Annotated in this window: 17 protein-coding genes and 1 tRNA gene; 6 read left to right on the plus strand and 12 right to left on the minus strand. The window is 48.4% G+C overall.

Going from position 1 to position 14,057, the window contains the following annotated elements; all coding sequences use genetic code 11:
• Positions 1–111: 111 nt before the first annotated feature.
• The gene (locus VLG36_02150; protein HSW77575.1) at positions 112–426 is read right to left on the minus strand and encodes a hypothetical protein; all 315 of its coding nucleotides are present in this window, start codon (positions 424–426) and stop codon (positions 112–114) included.
• Positions 427–552: 126 nt separating this feature from the next.
• Between VLG36_02150 and VLG36_02155 the strand changes: the two genes are divergently transcribed.
• Positions 553–1,845, plus strand: a complete 1,293-nt coding sequence (locus VLG36_02155) for an alpha/beta fold hydrolase (GenBank protein HSW77576.1) — start codon at positions 553–555, stop codon at positions 1,843–1,845.
• Between the two features lie 66 nt (positions 1,846–1,911).
• Here the strand turns inward: VLG36_02155 and VLG36_02160 are convergent, their stop codons facing one another.
• Together VLG36_02160 and VLG36_02165 are read right to left on the minus strand one after the other, a co-directional pair.
• A complete protein-coding gene (locus VLG36_02160) occupies positions 1,912–2,367 on the minus strand; it encodes a hypothetical protein (protein HSW77577.1) in 456 nt (151 codons plus the stop codon).
• Positions 2,368–2,585: 218 nt separating this feature from the next.
• Positions 2,586–3,692 (minus strand): hypothetical protein, encoded by a 1,107-nt coding sequence (locus VLG36_02165; GenBank protein ID HSW77578.1) that lies wholly within the window; start codon positions 3,690–3,692, stop codon positions 2,586–2,588.
• 733 nt (positions 3,693–4,425) lie between these two features.
• Between VLG36_02165 and VLG36_02170 the strand changes: the two genes are divergently transcribed.
• Positions 4,426–4,788: a hypothetical protein gene (locus VLG36_02170; protein HSW77579.1), complete on the plus strand. Its 363-nt coding sequence runs from the start codon at positions 4,426–4,428 to the stop codon at positions 4,786–4,788.
• A gap of 348 nt (positions 4,789–5,136) precedes the next feature.
• Here VLG36_02170 and VLG36_02175 read toward each other — a convergent pair whose 3' ends face one another.
• Positions 5,137–5,367: a hypothetical protein gene (locus VLG36_02175; GenBank protein ID HSW77580.1), complete on the minus strand. Its 231-nt coding sequence runs from the start codon at positions 5,365–5,367 to the stop codon at positions 5,137–5,139.
• 394 nt (positions 5,368–5,761) lie between these two features.
• On the minus strand, positions 5,762–6,934 hold the full coding sequence (locus VLG36_02180; protein ID HSW77581.1) for a glycosyltransferase: 1,173 nt from the start codon (positions 6,932–6,934) through the stop codon (positions 5,762–5,764).
• A 608-nt stretch (positions 6,935–7,542) separates the two neighbouring features.
• On the opposite strand from VLG36_02180, the gene VLG36_02185 reads away from it, so the two are divergent.
• Positions 7,543–7,926 (plus strand): hypothetical protein, encoded by a 384-nt coding sequence (locus VLG36_02185; GenBank protein HSW77582.1) that lies wholly within the window; start codon positions 7,543–7,545, stop codon positions 7,924–7,926.
• On the opposite strand, the gene VLG36_02190 is transcribed toward VLG36_02185, so the two are convergent.
• Complete coding sequence (locus tag VLG36_02190) at positions 7,923–8,330, minus strand: hypothetical protein (GenBank protein HSW77583.1); 408 nt, start codon at positions 8,328–8,330, stop codon at positions 7,923–7,925. The genes VLG36_02185 and VLG36_02190 overlap by 4 nt on opposite strands.
• Before the next feature lie 95 nt (positions 8,331–8,425).
• Positions 8,426–9,118, minus strand: coding sequence for a hypothetical protein (locus VLG36_02195; protein ID HSW77584.1), 693 nt, complete (start codon positions 9,116–9,118; stop codon positions 8,426–8,428).
• 50 nt (positions 9,119–9,168) lie between these two features.
• Here VLG36_02195 and VLG36_02200 point away from each other — a divergent pair, with 50 nt between their 5' ends.
• A complete protein-coding gene (locus VLG36_02200) occupies positions 9,169–9,771 on the plus strand; it encodes an HD domain-containing protein (protein HSW77585.1) in 603 nt (200 codons plus the stop codon).
• Here VLG36_02200 and VLG36_02205 read toward each other — a convergent pair.
• The 4 genes from VLG36_02205 to VLG36_02220 form a co-directional block, all read right to left on the minus strand.
• Positions 9,768–10,181, minus strand: a complete 414-nt coding sequence (locus tag VLG36_02205) for a PPC domain-containing DNA-binding protein (protein HSW77586.1) — start codon at positions 10,179–10,181, stop codon at positions 9,768–9,770. The genes VLG36_02200 and VLG36_02205 overlap by 4 nt on opposite strands.
• A 7-nt stretch (positions 10,182–10,188) precedes the next feature.
• The gene (locus tag VLG36_02210) at positions 10,189–10,803 is read right to left on the minus strand and encodes a methyltransferase domain-containing protein (protein HSW77587.1); all 615 of its coding nucleotides are present in this window, start codon (positions 10,801–10,803) and stop codon (positions 10,189–10,191) included.
• A 311-nt stretch (positions 10,804–11,114) separates the two neighbouring features.
• Complete coding sequence (locus VLG36_02215; protein ID HSW77588.1) at positions 11,115–11,942, minus strand: SDR family NAD(P)-dependent oxidoreductase; 828 nt, start codon at positions 11,940–11,942, stop codon at positions 11,115–11,117.
• A gap of 59 nt (positions 11,943–12,001) precedes the next feature.
• Entirely contained in the window at positions 12,002–12,499 is a 498-nt protein-coding gene (locus VLG36_02220; protein HSW77589.1) for a helix-turn-helix domain-containing protein, read from the minus strand.
• Positions 12,500–12,584: 85 nt separating this feature from the next.
• Between VLG36_02220 and VLG36_02225 the strand changes: the two genes are divergently transcribed.
• The gene (locus tag VLG36_02225) at positions 12,585–12,911 is read left to right on the plus strand and encodes a YciI family protein (GenBank protein ID HSW77590.1); all 327 of its coding nucleotides are present in this window, start codon (positions 12,585–12,587) and stop codon (positions 12,909–12,911) included.
• Positions 12,912–13,123: 212 nt separating this feature from the next.
• On the opposite strand, the gene VLG36_02230 is transcribed toward VLG36_02225, so the two are convergent.
• Positions 13,124–13,198 (minus strand) — tRNA-Gln (locus VLG36_02230).
• Positions 13,199–13,442: 244 nt separating this feature from the next.
• Between VLG36_02230 and VLG36_02235 the strand changes: the two genes are divergently transcribed.
• A complete protein-coding gene (locus tag VLG36_02235; GenBank protein ID HSW77591.1) occupies positions 13,443–14,045 on the plus strand; it encodes a hypothetical protein in 603 nt (200 codons plus the stop codon).
• Positions 14,046–14,057: the final 12 nt, after the last annotated feature.

Here is a 14,057-nt window from a genome sequence, read left to right on the forward strand (position 1 = left end):
TTGAAGATTGTCTGGATTACAATTTCTACCGGCCGCACAGCATGCTCCGCATGCTGACGCCCGTGGAATACCTCCAAGGCATTCCAGGCTACGAGAATGCTACACTGGATATTAGTGTCCTATATGTTTAGGAGCCCGACCAACGCGTCGACCGTGCTTCCAGCTTTTAGGGTCAATTTCGTAAAGTAGGCTCCTCGTGCCTCCAATGCTTACAGGCCGAATCATACCTGCTCTTTTTAAGAGCGAGAGTGCGTTGCTCACGGCTCCGGCTGAAAGATGTAGGCCTTCTTGAATTTGCTTGGCGGATTGCGCTGCAGGTTCACAAATAAGAAGATAGCCGATGATACGCGAGACGCTGCGGGGAGTACCATTCTGGGCTCCGAATATACCTACTTTTTCGATGAATGCCAGCGACTCTTTGTTCATGTCGTTAGTTTACCTTGTGTAGCATTCTTATTCAATAGTTTCACATATGCGTGAAACTACATTGTATATAAATATTATTTCTATACAATAAGGAGAGAACTATTTGTGTAACCATGGAGGGCGTGTATGACGGAAACAGAGGCTAAGGCAATTGCGATAAAGGTCGCGGGCATAATGAAGGATGAACGCTTTAAGGAGGTCGAGAGTCTCTTTTCGCCTCAACTCAGAGCCGTCGCCTCTGCTGAAACAGTCCACACTGCTTGGTCGAGTGAAGTAAGCAAGAGCGGAGCAGTTACACACATTGGCGAGTCAACAGCTGAGCAAACTGACCAAGGCGTCCGGATACGTACGCCTGTCGTGTTTGAGCATGGCGAGCTCGTGATATTCATGTCTATTGATGATCAGGGCTTACTCAATGGCCTTCGACTTGCTCCTGCTGCGGCGGAATGGTCGGAACCTTCATATGCTAAATTGAGGAGATTCACCGAACATGAGGTGACGGTAACGGCCGATTCTCTTGATGTAGGAGCAACCATAAGTATTCCTGTCGGGTCAGGTCCTTACCCGGGGGTTGTGTTACTTGGTGGCGGTGGCCCATTTGATAGAGACGAAACGGACGGAGCTAATAAGCCCCTCAAGGACATTGCTTGGGGTCTGGCTAGTCGCGGTATTGCCGTGCTGCGCTTTGACAAAGTGAACTACGTGCATAGTCAAGTGGCTGCGTCACCGAAGTTTACTATGATGGATGAGTATGTACCCCACGCAGTGGCCGGAGTTCATATGCTTCAACAACAACGGGACGTGGACATACACAAAATTTTTATCTTGGGTCATAGCATGGGCGGCAAAGTGGCTCCACAGATTGCCGCGGCCGAGCCGTCGGTAGCTGGGCTTGTGATTATGGCGGGAGATGCTCAGCCAATGCAGCAAGCCGCTGTTCGTGTGGCGCGATATGTTGATACTCTCAACTCTACTGCTTCTACCAAATCTGCCGTTGCTACGATAGAAAAACAAGCCGCGCTAGTGGATAGCTCTCAGCTATCAATTTCAACCCCAGCAAGCGAGCTACCTTTTGGTTTTTCGGGCGCGTATTGGCTGAGTGTGCGCGATTACGATCCGGTTGCTACGGCAGTGGCACTGGAAAAACCGATGTTCATCTTGCAGGGCGGTCGAGATTACCAAGTGACGGTTGAGGATGATCTCTCACGGTGGAAGGCGGGCCTCAGCCAGAACCCTAACGTTAAGATTCGAATATATAAAGCCGACAATCACCTTTTCTTTCCCGGCAAGGGTCGTTCAACGCCCGCAGAGTATGGTGCGCCGCAGCATGTTGATCCAGCTGTAGTAGCGGACATTGCACGTTGGCTACAACCGCAACGAGGAGTGATTGCTCGATTTATGAGTATGTTGTCGTCTTAAGAAAATGAAAACTGGCCCGCCTCATTAAGAGACGGGCCAGTCTAACATCATGGCCGCTACTACACTTTAGACTCTCTCGATCACCATTTCGATGGTGCGATCCGCGTCTGAAGCGGGCTTGCTTATCGCGCGGAGTCGACTACGCGTCTTGTCGGCCTCGAGCATCAGCGCTTGGACTTGCTGCATATTACAGCCTGGCCTCACGTGAGCCTTGACGGCCGTGATCCGTAGCCGAGTTTCGATGATCTCGATGGCGAACGTTCCGTCACGGATGATGCGCTGATGTCCGGTGAGCTCTCCTTGGATAGGCGTGCCATCGGTCACCATGTAGGTGAACGCGCTTCCTTCGAAGCCACGCTGCATCCAGATGGTGATGGGCTTCTTATCGGCGATGATGATTTGTACATCCGTGCGGTCGTCGCGCTTTCGGAGACGAGCCTCAACCGCCGCTCGGGCCTCTCGCACCTCTTGCAGGAATGGCGAGGGCGGTGCACCGGCGATACGGGCGAAGATGTTAGACATACGATACTCCTGATGGGTTTTGTCCGTTGGCCTCCTCGTAGGGATTTATCTGAAAAATGAGCGTTAAGGTCAATAAGTCAGTTGCTCGACGGCATTTTACTTCCCAGAGTATATTCTTATTATATCATAATAACGCTTAAAAGTAAATCTAATCTAATATGTGGCTGATGATTGCTAAGATTGTGGCGCAACCTAAGACGACTCTGACATCTATCTTACTAAGAGCAGGCGCTAGCTACCGGTCCATATGTTGATGAATGCGATGGGTCACCAAGCACGTTCAGCTTCACAGTAACGCTATACAATCCACTTGGTAAATGGGGCATTCGAATGTATGAGCTATCCGTTGCACTGCCAGGCCCTGTAAAGCTCCACTGATTCTGTGAGTACAGTGTGGCTCCTATCGAGCTGCTACTCGTAATGACATACACCGGCTGCACGCTCCCCGGCCCATTTACGCTAAAGCTAGCCTGCAAGTTCATAGAACAACTATTTGTAAAAAGAGAGTCAGCATTCTGATTAATAACAAGGCTACTACCCGCGACAGGGCTACTCATATATGATGCCTGGTTTGGCGCCTGAAGTGATTGAGCGCTCGCGCAACTACTGATCGTAATCGGGCTCGCCATTTGCGTTATCGAACCACTTGTCAACAAGGCGCTTACCCTGTAGCTATCCCCTGATTCTAATCCCTGCCATGATGAGCTGGTACTGTCAGACTGCGTACCCGCTGCTGTGAAAGTATGTACAACCGGATTATAGGCTGCCGACGCAGTATGGTTGCTATATACCAACCAGGTCACCGAGACATTCCCGCTACCAGTAGTACTAAACGATATAGATTGATTAATATGGCACTGCGTGGAGCTGATTGGACTTGCAGTTGCCGTAAGGCTGCTAACCGAAAGCGCGCTTAAAGGCCCTGGAGGTGAAGGTGCAGGGATCTGAGATCCGCCGCCTGAACTCGACGAGCCACTGCCAGATGACCCTGATGATGTCGCCGACGAACTACCGCCAGAGCCCTTACTGGTAGTTGTCTTTGAGCCTGACGCGCTTCCACTCGTCCCTGTTTTTGACCCACCACCTACCGAGGGCTGCTTTGTGTTGTCTTTTTGCATGGTTGCAGACGAAGGGGCAGATACATCTGTCGTACGAGAGCCATTATGCGCAGTCGACTGTTTTGTTGTTTGTCGTGACAAATGACGCATCACTATAAAACCAGTACCAGCGCCGATCAGCATCAAGAAGCAGGCGGCCAACACCACGAATGACCGTATCTTTATGGTAAACTTACCAATCCTTATTACCTGCAATCGTTTAGGCATACCTTCAGTATAATGCATATGTTCCTTAGTATCTCACAAAGCGCATGAGCCGCCTTGGTTATAATGATCACCTTCTCGGCTAAGGCAAGGGGCGCCTAGCGACTAAGTTATATCTGAAGGTCGCATAATTTACATGAGACATTGTGATGTTAATCATCAAATTTAGAATCTGCAATAAATGATAGATCCACATTCGGTATCCTGTATATGGGACTGTTGCTGTGAAAATTGACCACGTGCACCTGACCATGTGCACGTGGTCGTTCTGAGCGACAGCTACCTACTTGTCAGCACTTGGCTACAACGGTTGCTACTCCGCTTTCTTATCATCCCGTCGTGCGCACGCATTAGCTTGCCTGGTGGCGCCGCTTTGCGCGTTAGCCTGGCTGCGCCTGCTGCGTCCGGTATACTTGGTCTTGCAGACGGGACATGTACTGACCGCCGTATACTCTCCGTCCTTTTTGGAACTGTAGTTGTCCCGAGGGTTGCCTCGGCCTGGCCAGATAGGCATTTCACCCACTCCTTCTTTGGCGTTGCAGAACTTTGACATTGTATCAGCGTGGGTGTGGCTGATCAACATAAAGGATAAGACGTGCGGTATTGCTGCATTTTTGCGATGTGAACATTTTGTCCTTTGATTACATAAAGTACACCATCACTAAGGTTGCATTTATTGGTTTTAATGTTATTATTTACAAACCGCAATCCGTGCGGTCCCAATGAAGGGAAGATCATGGGTAACAAGTACGGCATGGCTATCCGAACGTCCGAAGGCGTCAGTGGTATGACCGCGACCGACGAGGCGAACAGCCAGCTGGCCGTTTTGTTCGCCGGCGTGGCGACCCCACTGGCTGCTGGCTACGACTCGGCCCAGCGGATCGCTCGTCCGACAGTGCTCGTCGCGTTCGAGAACGACGGGCAGCTGGTCCTGGTCGAGAGCTGGCTGAATAAGGAGGCGCACGACGTCTTCATCCGGCGTGTCTTGTCGGACGTGGCTGCGGACATGGACTTCAATCTGAACGTCCTGACCCCGGTGACGATCGCCGACGCCACCGTCATCGTCTGCGGCGCATACGAGTGCGTCGCTGGCGTCTAACCCATCCCTGCCGGGGGCTGGACGCGAAAACTGCGTCTGGTCCCCGGTGTACTGAATTGCATTTGCACATTCGTTGTGTATAAGGATAGCCACCTTCTAAGGTTCGTAAGTAATATCACTTCATCACCGCAGATGAAACGTGCTGTGGTATCGCCCCAGTTCTGAATGTTTTTGAGGTCTGAGGTGATATGTAGCAGCAAGAAATGATAGAATGGCGTTGGATGATTCATGGGTGACTCATAGCGTATCGATTGATATGACAATCGCTTTTGTCGCCATAAGTCACCCATTTGTATCCCGCTACATGGCTTGTTCTTGCCCTAACCGGTGCAGCTTCCATGGCACCCACTACTGTGCTCTCCGCAGCAGCCCCAGGTTCTCGCCCGGCGCGGTGTAGAGCGCCCCGTTCTTGGAGACGGTGAACACCTGACCGGTGTCGGACTTGAACCCGAAGGTCGTGTAGTCCACGGTCTTGCCGTCGACGCTACCGACGGCGACGATCTTGCCGCCGGCGTGCCACTCGGCGGACGTCACGATGCCGCCGACGATGCAGGAGTCCGTCTTGGCGACGTACTCCATGGCCGAAGGGCGTTCGAACTTCGCCGGGCCGTTGACCACCTGAGCGATCTCGGTCGCCGTCGGAGCCGTCGTCGGCGCGGGACGGGCCAGCAGGATGCCCTGGGGCTGGCCAACAGAGAAGGACTAGGGCAGCCTCGATAGGGCTCTAAGCCCCCGAAACGGCACCGAAGCGACTTTGCTCCTTCGTTGAGCCGCTTCGGGGGCCGTTTTCATTCTTAAATAAAATAGTATTTCGAGGAATTTATGTTTATACTCTTTCCCCTGACTCCACTCACTTGTTAAATCCCTCTGTATTTTATACAGCCTAAAATGTAGAACCTGAAATATAAAATCATTTTCATGTCTAAGGGTTCAACTCTGAATTCCCTACCTTAACTTCCATCTAATCACTAGTCTAGGCCATTAAGATCCGAAGTAGATCTGGTAAAGTTTCCACGCTGAAGGCCTTGGACAACTGGTGGTTATGTTCAATACTTGTGGCCAGCAAGTTTGGAGTATCAAACAACGTTAACAACGCTTCGGCTTTCGGAGCCAATGGCTCGTCACGACTTATCAGCGTCGTATCAAATTGACCGTACAGCGGAGTGAAAGTGTCCTCAAGAAAAGCATCGCCAAATTTTGTGGTGACAATTGGCAAGCCGCAGTATGCAGCTTCGCCGAGAGTATTTGGTGCAGCATCAATCGCTGACGGCATAATGGCAGCGTCTGCCGCCCAAAAGTAGTCACTCATCCTATTACCCCGACCGTTAGCATCGGCAATTCCACCCACTAGTACTAGACTGGTATAGCCTTTGGCTTGAGCATATGCCTCAACTTCAGTTTGGAACCGTCGAGAATCTTCTAAAACTTCATTGCCGCCCGCAACCACTAGGCGAACAGTCCGCCCACTCTTGACCTGTAGTTCACACGCAAAGTCTACACTAAGCTTCAGATCTTTTTGCGGGTGAACGCGAGTGGGTTGGAAAAGCATGATGTCTTCATCTGTGACGCCATGACGGGATCGAACCTGAGCTCTAATGGCAGCTGTTTGCTCTGTAGACTCGGGGCGAAAGCGCTTAACATCCAGAGGCGATGGTAAAGTGCCATAGTCTAGCCCATCGTTATATTGTGACAAAAACGGGATGTATCCGGGGTTAACGACCCAGCATTTTACCCCTTGAGGCATAGCTTCGAGCATCTCGAATTGGCTGGTTGGAAAATCGTTAGGAACCATCAAGACAGAGCGCCGCGGCTCGACGCGTAGAGCCCGTCGTAATGCAGCCAAAGCGAATGGTCCACTTTGAAAGGCCTGGTTGAACATGACTGTTTCTTGGTCATGAGCACGTACAATCGAGTCCAACCTTTCTACGGAATGATCGGGATGGAATCTGTCTAGCTCTGGGATAATAGTAACGTCCAACAGGGCGCGACTAGCAAGAAATCTTCGGCTAGCCTCATCAATAGTACCGGCAGTCAGATGAACGTCGTGTCCTAGGCCGGAGTGTAAAGCTTCGCCGACAGCTGCAACATCGAAAGTTGCCCCGCCCAGACCTAGGCCGGGTTTCATGATTTCAATTCTTTTAGACATCTAACACTCCTAGTATGAATTTGTATTTGTTAGGACTTACGCAGAAACTTATAGGGTTTCCACTAACACACAGGCTAGAGACACCCGGCTGTTTGAAGATAACGGGATAAGCAAGGTATTTGTACCGAAACGCTAAGCTTAAGGCTGGCTATATGAACTGCCTCGACTCGCTACTCACTACACGCCAAAATCAACTGATGTTGTTCAGTCTCTGTAAATTATAAACTTAACTAGTAATATGTAAGCACGGCACGCAAAGTGTATCGTTCTGCAGTCATACCATGTAGTATACATTAATCCGGTGTTCAAAAAATACCGTTGGTCGCCATAAAGGATTCGAACCCATGCACAGATTAGAAAAATAAACCAAAAATAAAGACGTTATATTTCAAACGCCTTTACCTATGTAATAATCTCATGGCTGGGCATAAAGAACGATTATAGAACTTTAATAGGGGTAGATAGCCTAAATATTATCGAAAAAGAGGATGATGAAGACGAGGAGAATAGCGATGTTTAGACTATTCTCCCGCACGACTGACACGCAAGGATTATGTGCCTCTCAACTTTTTAATAACGAAACTTTCTACAAAACGTTTACTAGCGACATGCGATATGCAAGACGGCGTGTCTATATTGAAAGTCCGTTCATAACTAAGAGACGCATCGACGAATTGTTGCCAATTTTTGAGGGGCTACGCTATAGAGATATAGAAGTCACGGTCAATACGCGATGTCCTGATGAGCATGATGGTGAGTATATCGGCCAAGCCATTGACGGCATCCAAGCAATGCAAGAATTAGGTGTAAGAGTGCTCTACACCGTAAGGCATCACCGAAAGTTAGCAGTTATTGATGATGTTCTATGGGAAGGCAGCTTAAACATACTTTCGCAAAATGATAGCTGCGAGGTAATGCGACGCATAGTGTCATCAGCGCTTGCCGATGAAATGCTGCGATTCACAGGAGCTACTAAATACGTTATTAACTAACCATTGCTTACTACTCGCGCCAGCTTATCAAGTAAGTTGGGATCTTTATGGAGATCAACCATGATGAAGTTATGGACTGCTTCATGTTTCTCAAGTACATTCAGTTCATTTGGCCAAAGATCGTCATCAAACCAAAGGAAATCTTCATCAAAGTTAATGACATCTGTCTTGAGTTCGTTCCACTTCGTCGGTTTTATTTTATCGAGAAGCTCTACGGTCTCAGGTTTTAAATATGGGGCAAGCACTGCTTTGGCGCGGTTTTCACCATTCCAGTTGTGAGTCGTGAGCCAATAAGTGGAGTCTGGGTATTTTGCAAGGATAGCCTGCAAGAACTCATCGGCATAGTTTGCGGCGTGAGTTTCGTTGACGAGTAACACCCCGTCTATATCCAGATAAACATTCATGGAGTTTATTATATCAGGGATGGTCTCAAACCGCTTTCTGCATCAGTATTCGCTCATTTCATCCCAAATTGCATTGATTGTATGGTGCAGCTTCCTTACGCCCCGGCCTTTAACCTAAAATCCCACAAGTCGAGCGGATTCGTAAACATCGTAATAATCTTGACGTCGAATGCGTGGCCACTCATATCAATGTCGTGCTCGACTCGCTGTCGAAGCTCCCAGTACGCATCTACGCGACGATCTTTGCTTGACTGTACGCGCGATTGCGTCCAGACGAAGATAATACCCTCGTCAAATGGCGTTTCTTCGTAGAAGCTTGCTAGCTGCGGCAGTGCGTCCTGGCTGATCTTCTTAAGGAACTTGTTGTTAAACTTCTCGGCTTCTATTACGGCTGCCGAGTCTCCTAATGTCTTTGTTTCGACGGGGAGAACTTTATCGCCATTCCATGCCTTGAAGTCGGGCTGTTTCTTGTTTTTGCGCGGCAGGTACTCTGCATCAGTAAACGCACCGAAGAAGCTCTTTGCCCAGTCTGTGAGGCGACGAGCAGTATCATATTCGGCGAACATAGTCACAATGCGATGGTCGTTGTCTGCGGCAGTGATTTGCCCAACAATATCAAAGATCTTTTCGCCATTCCTTACTTTAGTAACAGTATCTACAATCTCATCAAGCCACTTGTCATTAGTGAGGTCGTGCTTGAGCTCTTGGTAGAAAGGTGATGCCGTTAAGCCTAGCTTTTCGTAGCGCTTGAGCACGAGTTCCATTTTTGCAATGACGTGGTCTTTCATGGTCTAATTATACCGCAAAAAACTGACTCGAATCTGTTAAAATAAACCTCATGAACCTACCCACCCTAGAACAAATCGAAGCCCTCCATCATAAGTATGCGCCGTCAGACGCGGGGTTTGATCTCGTATTCACGCATTGCAAGATCGTATCCGAAATTGCCGAACAATGTATCGCTAACAAACATCTCGACGTTGATGTGGAACTGGTCAAAGTCGGCTGCCTGCTTCATGACATTGGTGTCTATGAGCTGCTCGACACGGACGGCAAAGAGCGAGAAGATTTGCCATACATTACGCATGGCATCCGCGGTGAGACAATTCTCAAAAAAGAAGGGTTCTCCGAAATTATCTGGCGTTTTGGCTCGCACCATACGGGCGTAGGGCTGACCAAGCAGGACATCATAAAGCAAGAGTTACCGCTACCCTTGCAAGATTACGAAGCTGAAACCATTGAAGAAGAGCTAGTGATGTATGCCGACAAGTTCCATTCCAAAAATACACCACCCAACTTCAATACCTTTGAACACTACAAACAGACAGTTGCTAAATTCGGGCAAGAGAAGAGCGAGAAGTTCGCGCAGATGGCCGAAAAGTTCGGCGTACCTGATTTAGCACCGCTGATTGCAGAGTACAAGCACGCGGTTAGAGGCTAGCTGTTGTTGCTCGATACAACTAGCTCAGGAAATCCAGTTTCTTCATCCAACTCGCGGGTGTAAGTAGCTTGCTCGTCCTCGCCAATCACAATCTCTGCTGTCGGGTGAATGATAGTACCTTCCTTGAGGTGGCCACCGAAGCCTTTACCCTCGCTGTCTGAAATTGCCATGTGGAGATGCACGCCGTTGACGCCGACAGTACCAACCAGTGAAGTTATCTCATAGTCACCTTTATAGGTTCGGATGTCTTGCTTGTCTGGCAGTGCTCCGGCCATGCGCATACACGCTTGGCTCAGGCCGCCAACACAAGTGATGATGAAACCCGCTTGGATGTTCTTAGCTTTTACAAAATTCTCAAGCTCAAGTTTAAGGTCTTTACCTGGTTTGAGGCGAATGGTATGAAGTTTCATGGTTTAGCTACTTCCGCGCAATAACTTGCACCCATGTGGCACGTGAAGTTGGCTGGTCACCACTGGCTTTTACCTCGGAGAATCCCGCCTCCTGTACTACTTGGCGTATTTGATCTTCTGTCCAGTAGCAAAAATAGCGAGAAACACCGAGTTTATCTTCTGATGCTTCTGACCACTTTTCGCCTTCACCTTGTTTGACGGTAAAGGCAAAAGTACCATGCTCACCTAGTGCAGCAAGCACCTTATGCAATACTTGCTTGGTTTCTTCGCGAGTGAAGTGGACTAGTACGGCGTTAGCGAAAACAAGATCGTATGGGCCACCCAGATCGTCAGTTATTGCGTTAAGGTGACGAGCGCTAAAGCCTTTCTGGTTGAGGAGGTCAACAAAGGCTTGCGTCGCATCAGTGCATTCAACCGTGTAGCCTTGTTTTTGTAGATACGCGGCATCGCGGCCGAAGGCGCTGCCAAACTCAAGAATACGAGCAGTTTTGGGCAAATCAGTTAAAAACTCGTCAATCCAGTCTTTAACAGTGCCGTCGCCCATGTCTTGTACTGTGCCGTTGATATAGTCCTGGACGTGGCTTTCATATGCTTGGATGGTTTCTTGGTTGGGATCGTTCATGTACCAAGTATACCCCACGTGCTATTTGATGGCAGGCTGAGGAGACTATCGTTGAATTACAGAAACTCTGTGTAACCGTACTCATTACGGGTGGCCATCATCGAAAGCTCGCAATCATTGATAAGGGCATTCTATATGAGGGCTCCCTCAATATCCTATCCCAAAATGACAGTTGCGAAATAATGCGACGTATCGAGTCTCGTTATCTCGTGACACAAATGCTACATTTCACCAAGCTCGGGCGGTTCCTCGATGAGTAGTATAACGCTGATTCATAAATGAACTTAGCCGCAGTAACCAGCTCGAGTCACCTAATCTTTTGACGTTTTGGCATTCCTACTCGCTAAGACCTTGGCGTTCATTTTGCCCAAGATGCCAGTCACTACCGAGCGAGGTAGCTTAGAAATTACTCGATTAGCAACACCTGGAATACGCACGGCGGTATTTGAAGTAATAGCTTTCAAGCCTTCTGCCGCACATTGTTCAGCCGACATCGGCTTCATTGATGAATCTTGAGATGCCAACCCTAGCTCTGTCAGCATAGGCGTGGCTACCGGCCCAGGTAATAGGGCTGCAACATTAACACCAGATGGCTTCAACTCAGCATGTAATGCCTCGGCTAGGCTAAGTATATATGCTTTAGCTGCACCATAATCTGCCATATATGGCACACCCTGCAGGCCCATAAGCGAGGAGACGAGTAAGATTCCGCCTCGACCGCGTTTGCTCATTAGCTTACCGAAGTGGTGTGCTAGCTGAACATGCGCCGAGACATTCACGCGCACGCTTTCTAGCAACGTCGGTAAGTCGGCAGTCAGAAATTCGCGGGTAGCGCCGACGCCAGCATTTGAAACTACTAAGCCAACTTCAATATCCTTAGTAGCTTTAACGATGTCACTGAGAAAGTTTTCGTCTGTAAGATCGACCCTGACCGCCCGATACGAAACGCCATATTCCTTTGTGAGGCTATCACCGAGCTTATTCAGAACTGGCAGTCGCCTAGCTACAAGTACTAGGTTGATGTTGCTAGCTGCGAGCTGGCGGGCGAATTGCTCCCCAATGCCTGAGGAGGCGCCAGTAACGACTGCCCATGAGCCAAACTTGTGATTATCTATCTTCTGATACGGTTCTTTTGTCATATTCATACTCCTATATTGGAAATCTTATTGTTTTGTTACGAGAGCTAGTTCTTCCTGTTTCAACTCTTCATCACTAGGCCCATTGAATTGATACCACCCTCTGGAAGCCATTCCTTACGCTCAAAGACATATTTGCCCCGCTTTACATCACGAATAACTTGGCCGATGACTTTCTCACGATTCTCCTTAACCGCAGCTACAAATGGAGGGCTTGGCGGTGCAATAAAATCAGGCGCGAACTCACCGCTCCATAACTGAAGGTCGATAAGAAATGGTATAAATCCCAAGCCGCGTGAGGTTAATGAAAAGATCTCACGTCGCTTATCTTTTGGATCGATCTTCTTTTTGATGATTCCTTGGCACTCAAGACGTAATAGTCGATCGGCCAATATGTTCGTGGCGATTCCTTCGTCTGACCGCAAAAACTCCCCATGTGTTTTTTTACCGAGGTAGACGATATCCCTAATAATCAGCAGGCTCCACTTGTCGCCAATAAGCTCAACGGCGTAATTGATAGGACAAACTGATCGGGGCTGCTTATTTTGCATCGTTGACATAATTGCAGTATAACATGTTTGCATTTTGCAAACAATATCTGCTATTATCGGACTTGGAACTACTAAATAATAAAGGATTAAACATATGTCAAAATACGCTTTAATATTCAAATCTAACCAGGCTTTCGATTGGACTACTTTACCACCAGAAGAAGCTCAAAAGATGGCAGGTGCTTGGGGCGCTTGGATCGCTTCGATGGGTTCAGCTGTTCAGGGTGCTGAAGCTTTCAAATTTGGCGGTAAGAGTGTCGCTAAGGATGGTAAGAAAACGGCCGACAACCTTCTCACGGGCTTCGTTGTCGTTGAAGCGGAGAATTTTAGCGAAGCCGAGAAACTCGCCGAAGGTGCGCCAAGTGTTGCTCCAGGGCAAGGCAGCATTGAGGTATATGAAGTGCTGCCAACGCACTCATAGCATTTAAGACATTCTGTACTAAATACCGGACGGATACGAATCTTATCTCGTGGCTGTTCGGTATTTTGCATATGGAATAAGAGCCCTAGGATAACTGAGAAGATGGATGTTTTTGAGGCATAAGGGATTCGAACCCCAGCTTACAGAGGTGGTACTGAGGGAAACGAAAAGTAACACGCAAACATGCGTGTTACTACCTCTGTTAACAATCGTGGCTGGGATGGAGGGATTCGAACCCCCGAATGCTGGGACCAGAACCCAGTGCCTTACCACTTGGCGACACCCCATCGGTATCAGAGGAAATTGTACCATTGCCGAAGGAGAAACTCAAGACTTTACTGTTTGACACTTACGGCAAGGAATTAAAGATTGTATTTCCTTCAGTATTGTATTATGCTCCATATAAACGTAAGCAACACATATTATGTGTGCATGTGATATAAATCACATCATATACGAAGTATAAGCAATATAGTATACTCAAGACAATGGGCATATAGTAGTGGGAATAAGGAGTAGTAGGTAGAGATTATGCGAATATATAAAAAGTATAAAAGTTCACTTTTTGGTCTAGCGCTCATTTTGAGCCTATTTATTGTACCAACAGTTGCCGGCGCAGCAACAACTTCATCGACAATCAATTCTGCGATTAGCTCGGTTATTAGCGTCTTCACTAGTAACGGTACTATTACTGCAAACGTTACACCAACGGGTGCCGGGGCTCAAACGATAGCGAGTGATACATTAACGGTTAGCACAAATGATAGTCTTGGCTATACCCTGCAACTTGCAGACTCTGATGCTACGACGACTATGGTGTCTGGTGCAAATACTATCGCTGCGTCAACCGGTACTCAAACAACTCCAGTTGTCCAGGCTGCAAATAGCTGGGGTTACCGTGTAGATAGTCTTGGAGGATTTGGTGTTGGTCCAACATCTGGTCAAAGTAGCGCGGTGATTGGTGCGTTAAAATTTGCTGGCTTACCAGCGAGTGGCTCTCCTAACACGTTAAAGACGACCGCAACTACTGCAAGCAACGATACTACTACTGTTTGGTATGGTGTGGCTGCAAACACCGCGCAGCCAACTGGTACCTATAGCGATAGCGTTACCTACACCGCCACAGCAAACTAATTAAGTGGAGAT

It is taken from the genome of Candidatus Chromulinivoraceae bacterium (genome assembly GCA_035478595.1).
Lineage (GTDB): Bacteria > Patescibacteriota > Saccharimonadia > Saccharimonadales > Saccharimonadaceae > CAMLKC01.

Excerpts from the sequence above, each read along its gene's own strand:
- VLG36_02200 (HSW77585.1), top strand. The coding sequence starts at position 9,169 with ATGAACCTACCCACCCTAGAACAAATCGAAGCCCTCCATCATAAGTAT.
- VLG36_02205 (HSW77586.1), bottom strand. The coding sequence starts at position 10,181 with ATGAAACTTCATACCATTCGCCTCAAACCAGGTAAAGACCTTAAACTT.
- VLG36_02185 (HSW77582.1), top strand. The coding sequence starts at position 7,543 with ATGCGATATGCAAGACGGCGTGTCTATATTGAAAGTCCGTTCATAACT.
- VLG36_02190 (HSW77583.1), bottom strand. The coding sequence starts at position 8,330 with ATGAATGTTTATCTGGATATAGACGGGGTGTTACTCGTCAACGAAACT.
- VLG36_02215 (HSW77588.1), bottom strand. The coding sequence starts at position 11,942 with ATGACAAAAGAACCGTATCAGAAGATAGATAATCACAAGTTTGGCTCA.
- VLG36_02220 (HSW77589.1), bottom strand. The coding sequence starts at position 12,499 with ATGTCAACGATGCAAAATAAGCAGCCCCGATCAGTTTGTCCTATCAAT.
- VLG36_02235 (HSW77591.1), top strand. The coding sequence starts at position 13,443 with ATGCGAATATATAAAAAGTATAAAAGTTCACTTTTTGGTCTAGCGCTC.
- VLG36_02170 (HSW77579.1), top strand. The coding sequence starts at position 4,426 with ATGGGTAACAAGTACGGCATGGCTATCCGAACGTCCGAAGGCGTCAGT.
- VLG36_02175 (HSW77580.1), bottom strand. The coding sequence starts at position 5,367 with ATGGAGTACGTCGCCAAGACGGACTCCTGCATCGTCGGCGGCATCGTG.
- VLG36_02195 (HSW77584.1), bottom strand. The coding sequence starts at position 9,118 with ATGAAAGACCACGTCATTGCAAAAATGGAACTCGTGCTCAAGCGCTAC.
- VLG36_02180 (HSW77581.1), bottom strand. The coding sequence starts at position 6,934 with ATGTCTAAAAGAATTGAAATCATGAAACCCGGCCTAGGTCTGGGCGGG.
- VLG36_02165 (HSW77578.1), bottom strand. The coding sequence starts at position 3,692 with ATGCCTAAACGATTGCAGGTAATAAGGATTGGTAAGTTTACCATAAAG.
- VLG36_02160 (HSW77577.1), bottom strand. The coding sequence starts at position 2,367 with ATGTCTAACATCTTCGCCCGTATCGCCGGTGCACCGCCCTCGCCATTC.
- VLG36_02210 (HSW77587.1), bottom strand. The coding sequence starts at position 10,803 with ATGAACGATCCCAACCAAGAAACCATCCAAGCATATGAAAGCCACGTC.
- VLG36_02225 (HSW77590.1), top strand. The coding sequence starts at position 12,585 with ATGTCAAAATACGCTTTAATATTCAAATCTAACCAGGCTTTCGATTGG.
- VLG36_02155 (HSW77576.1), top strand. The coding sequence starts at position 553 with ATGACGGAAACAGAGGCTAAGGCAATTGCGATAAAGGTCGCGGGCATA.
- VLG36_02150 (HSW77575.1), bottom strand. The coding sequence starts at position 426 with ATGAACAAAGAGTCGCTGGCATTCATCGAAAAAGTAGGTATATTCGGA.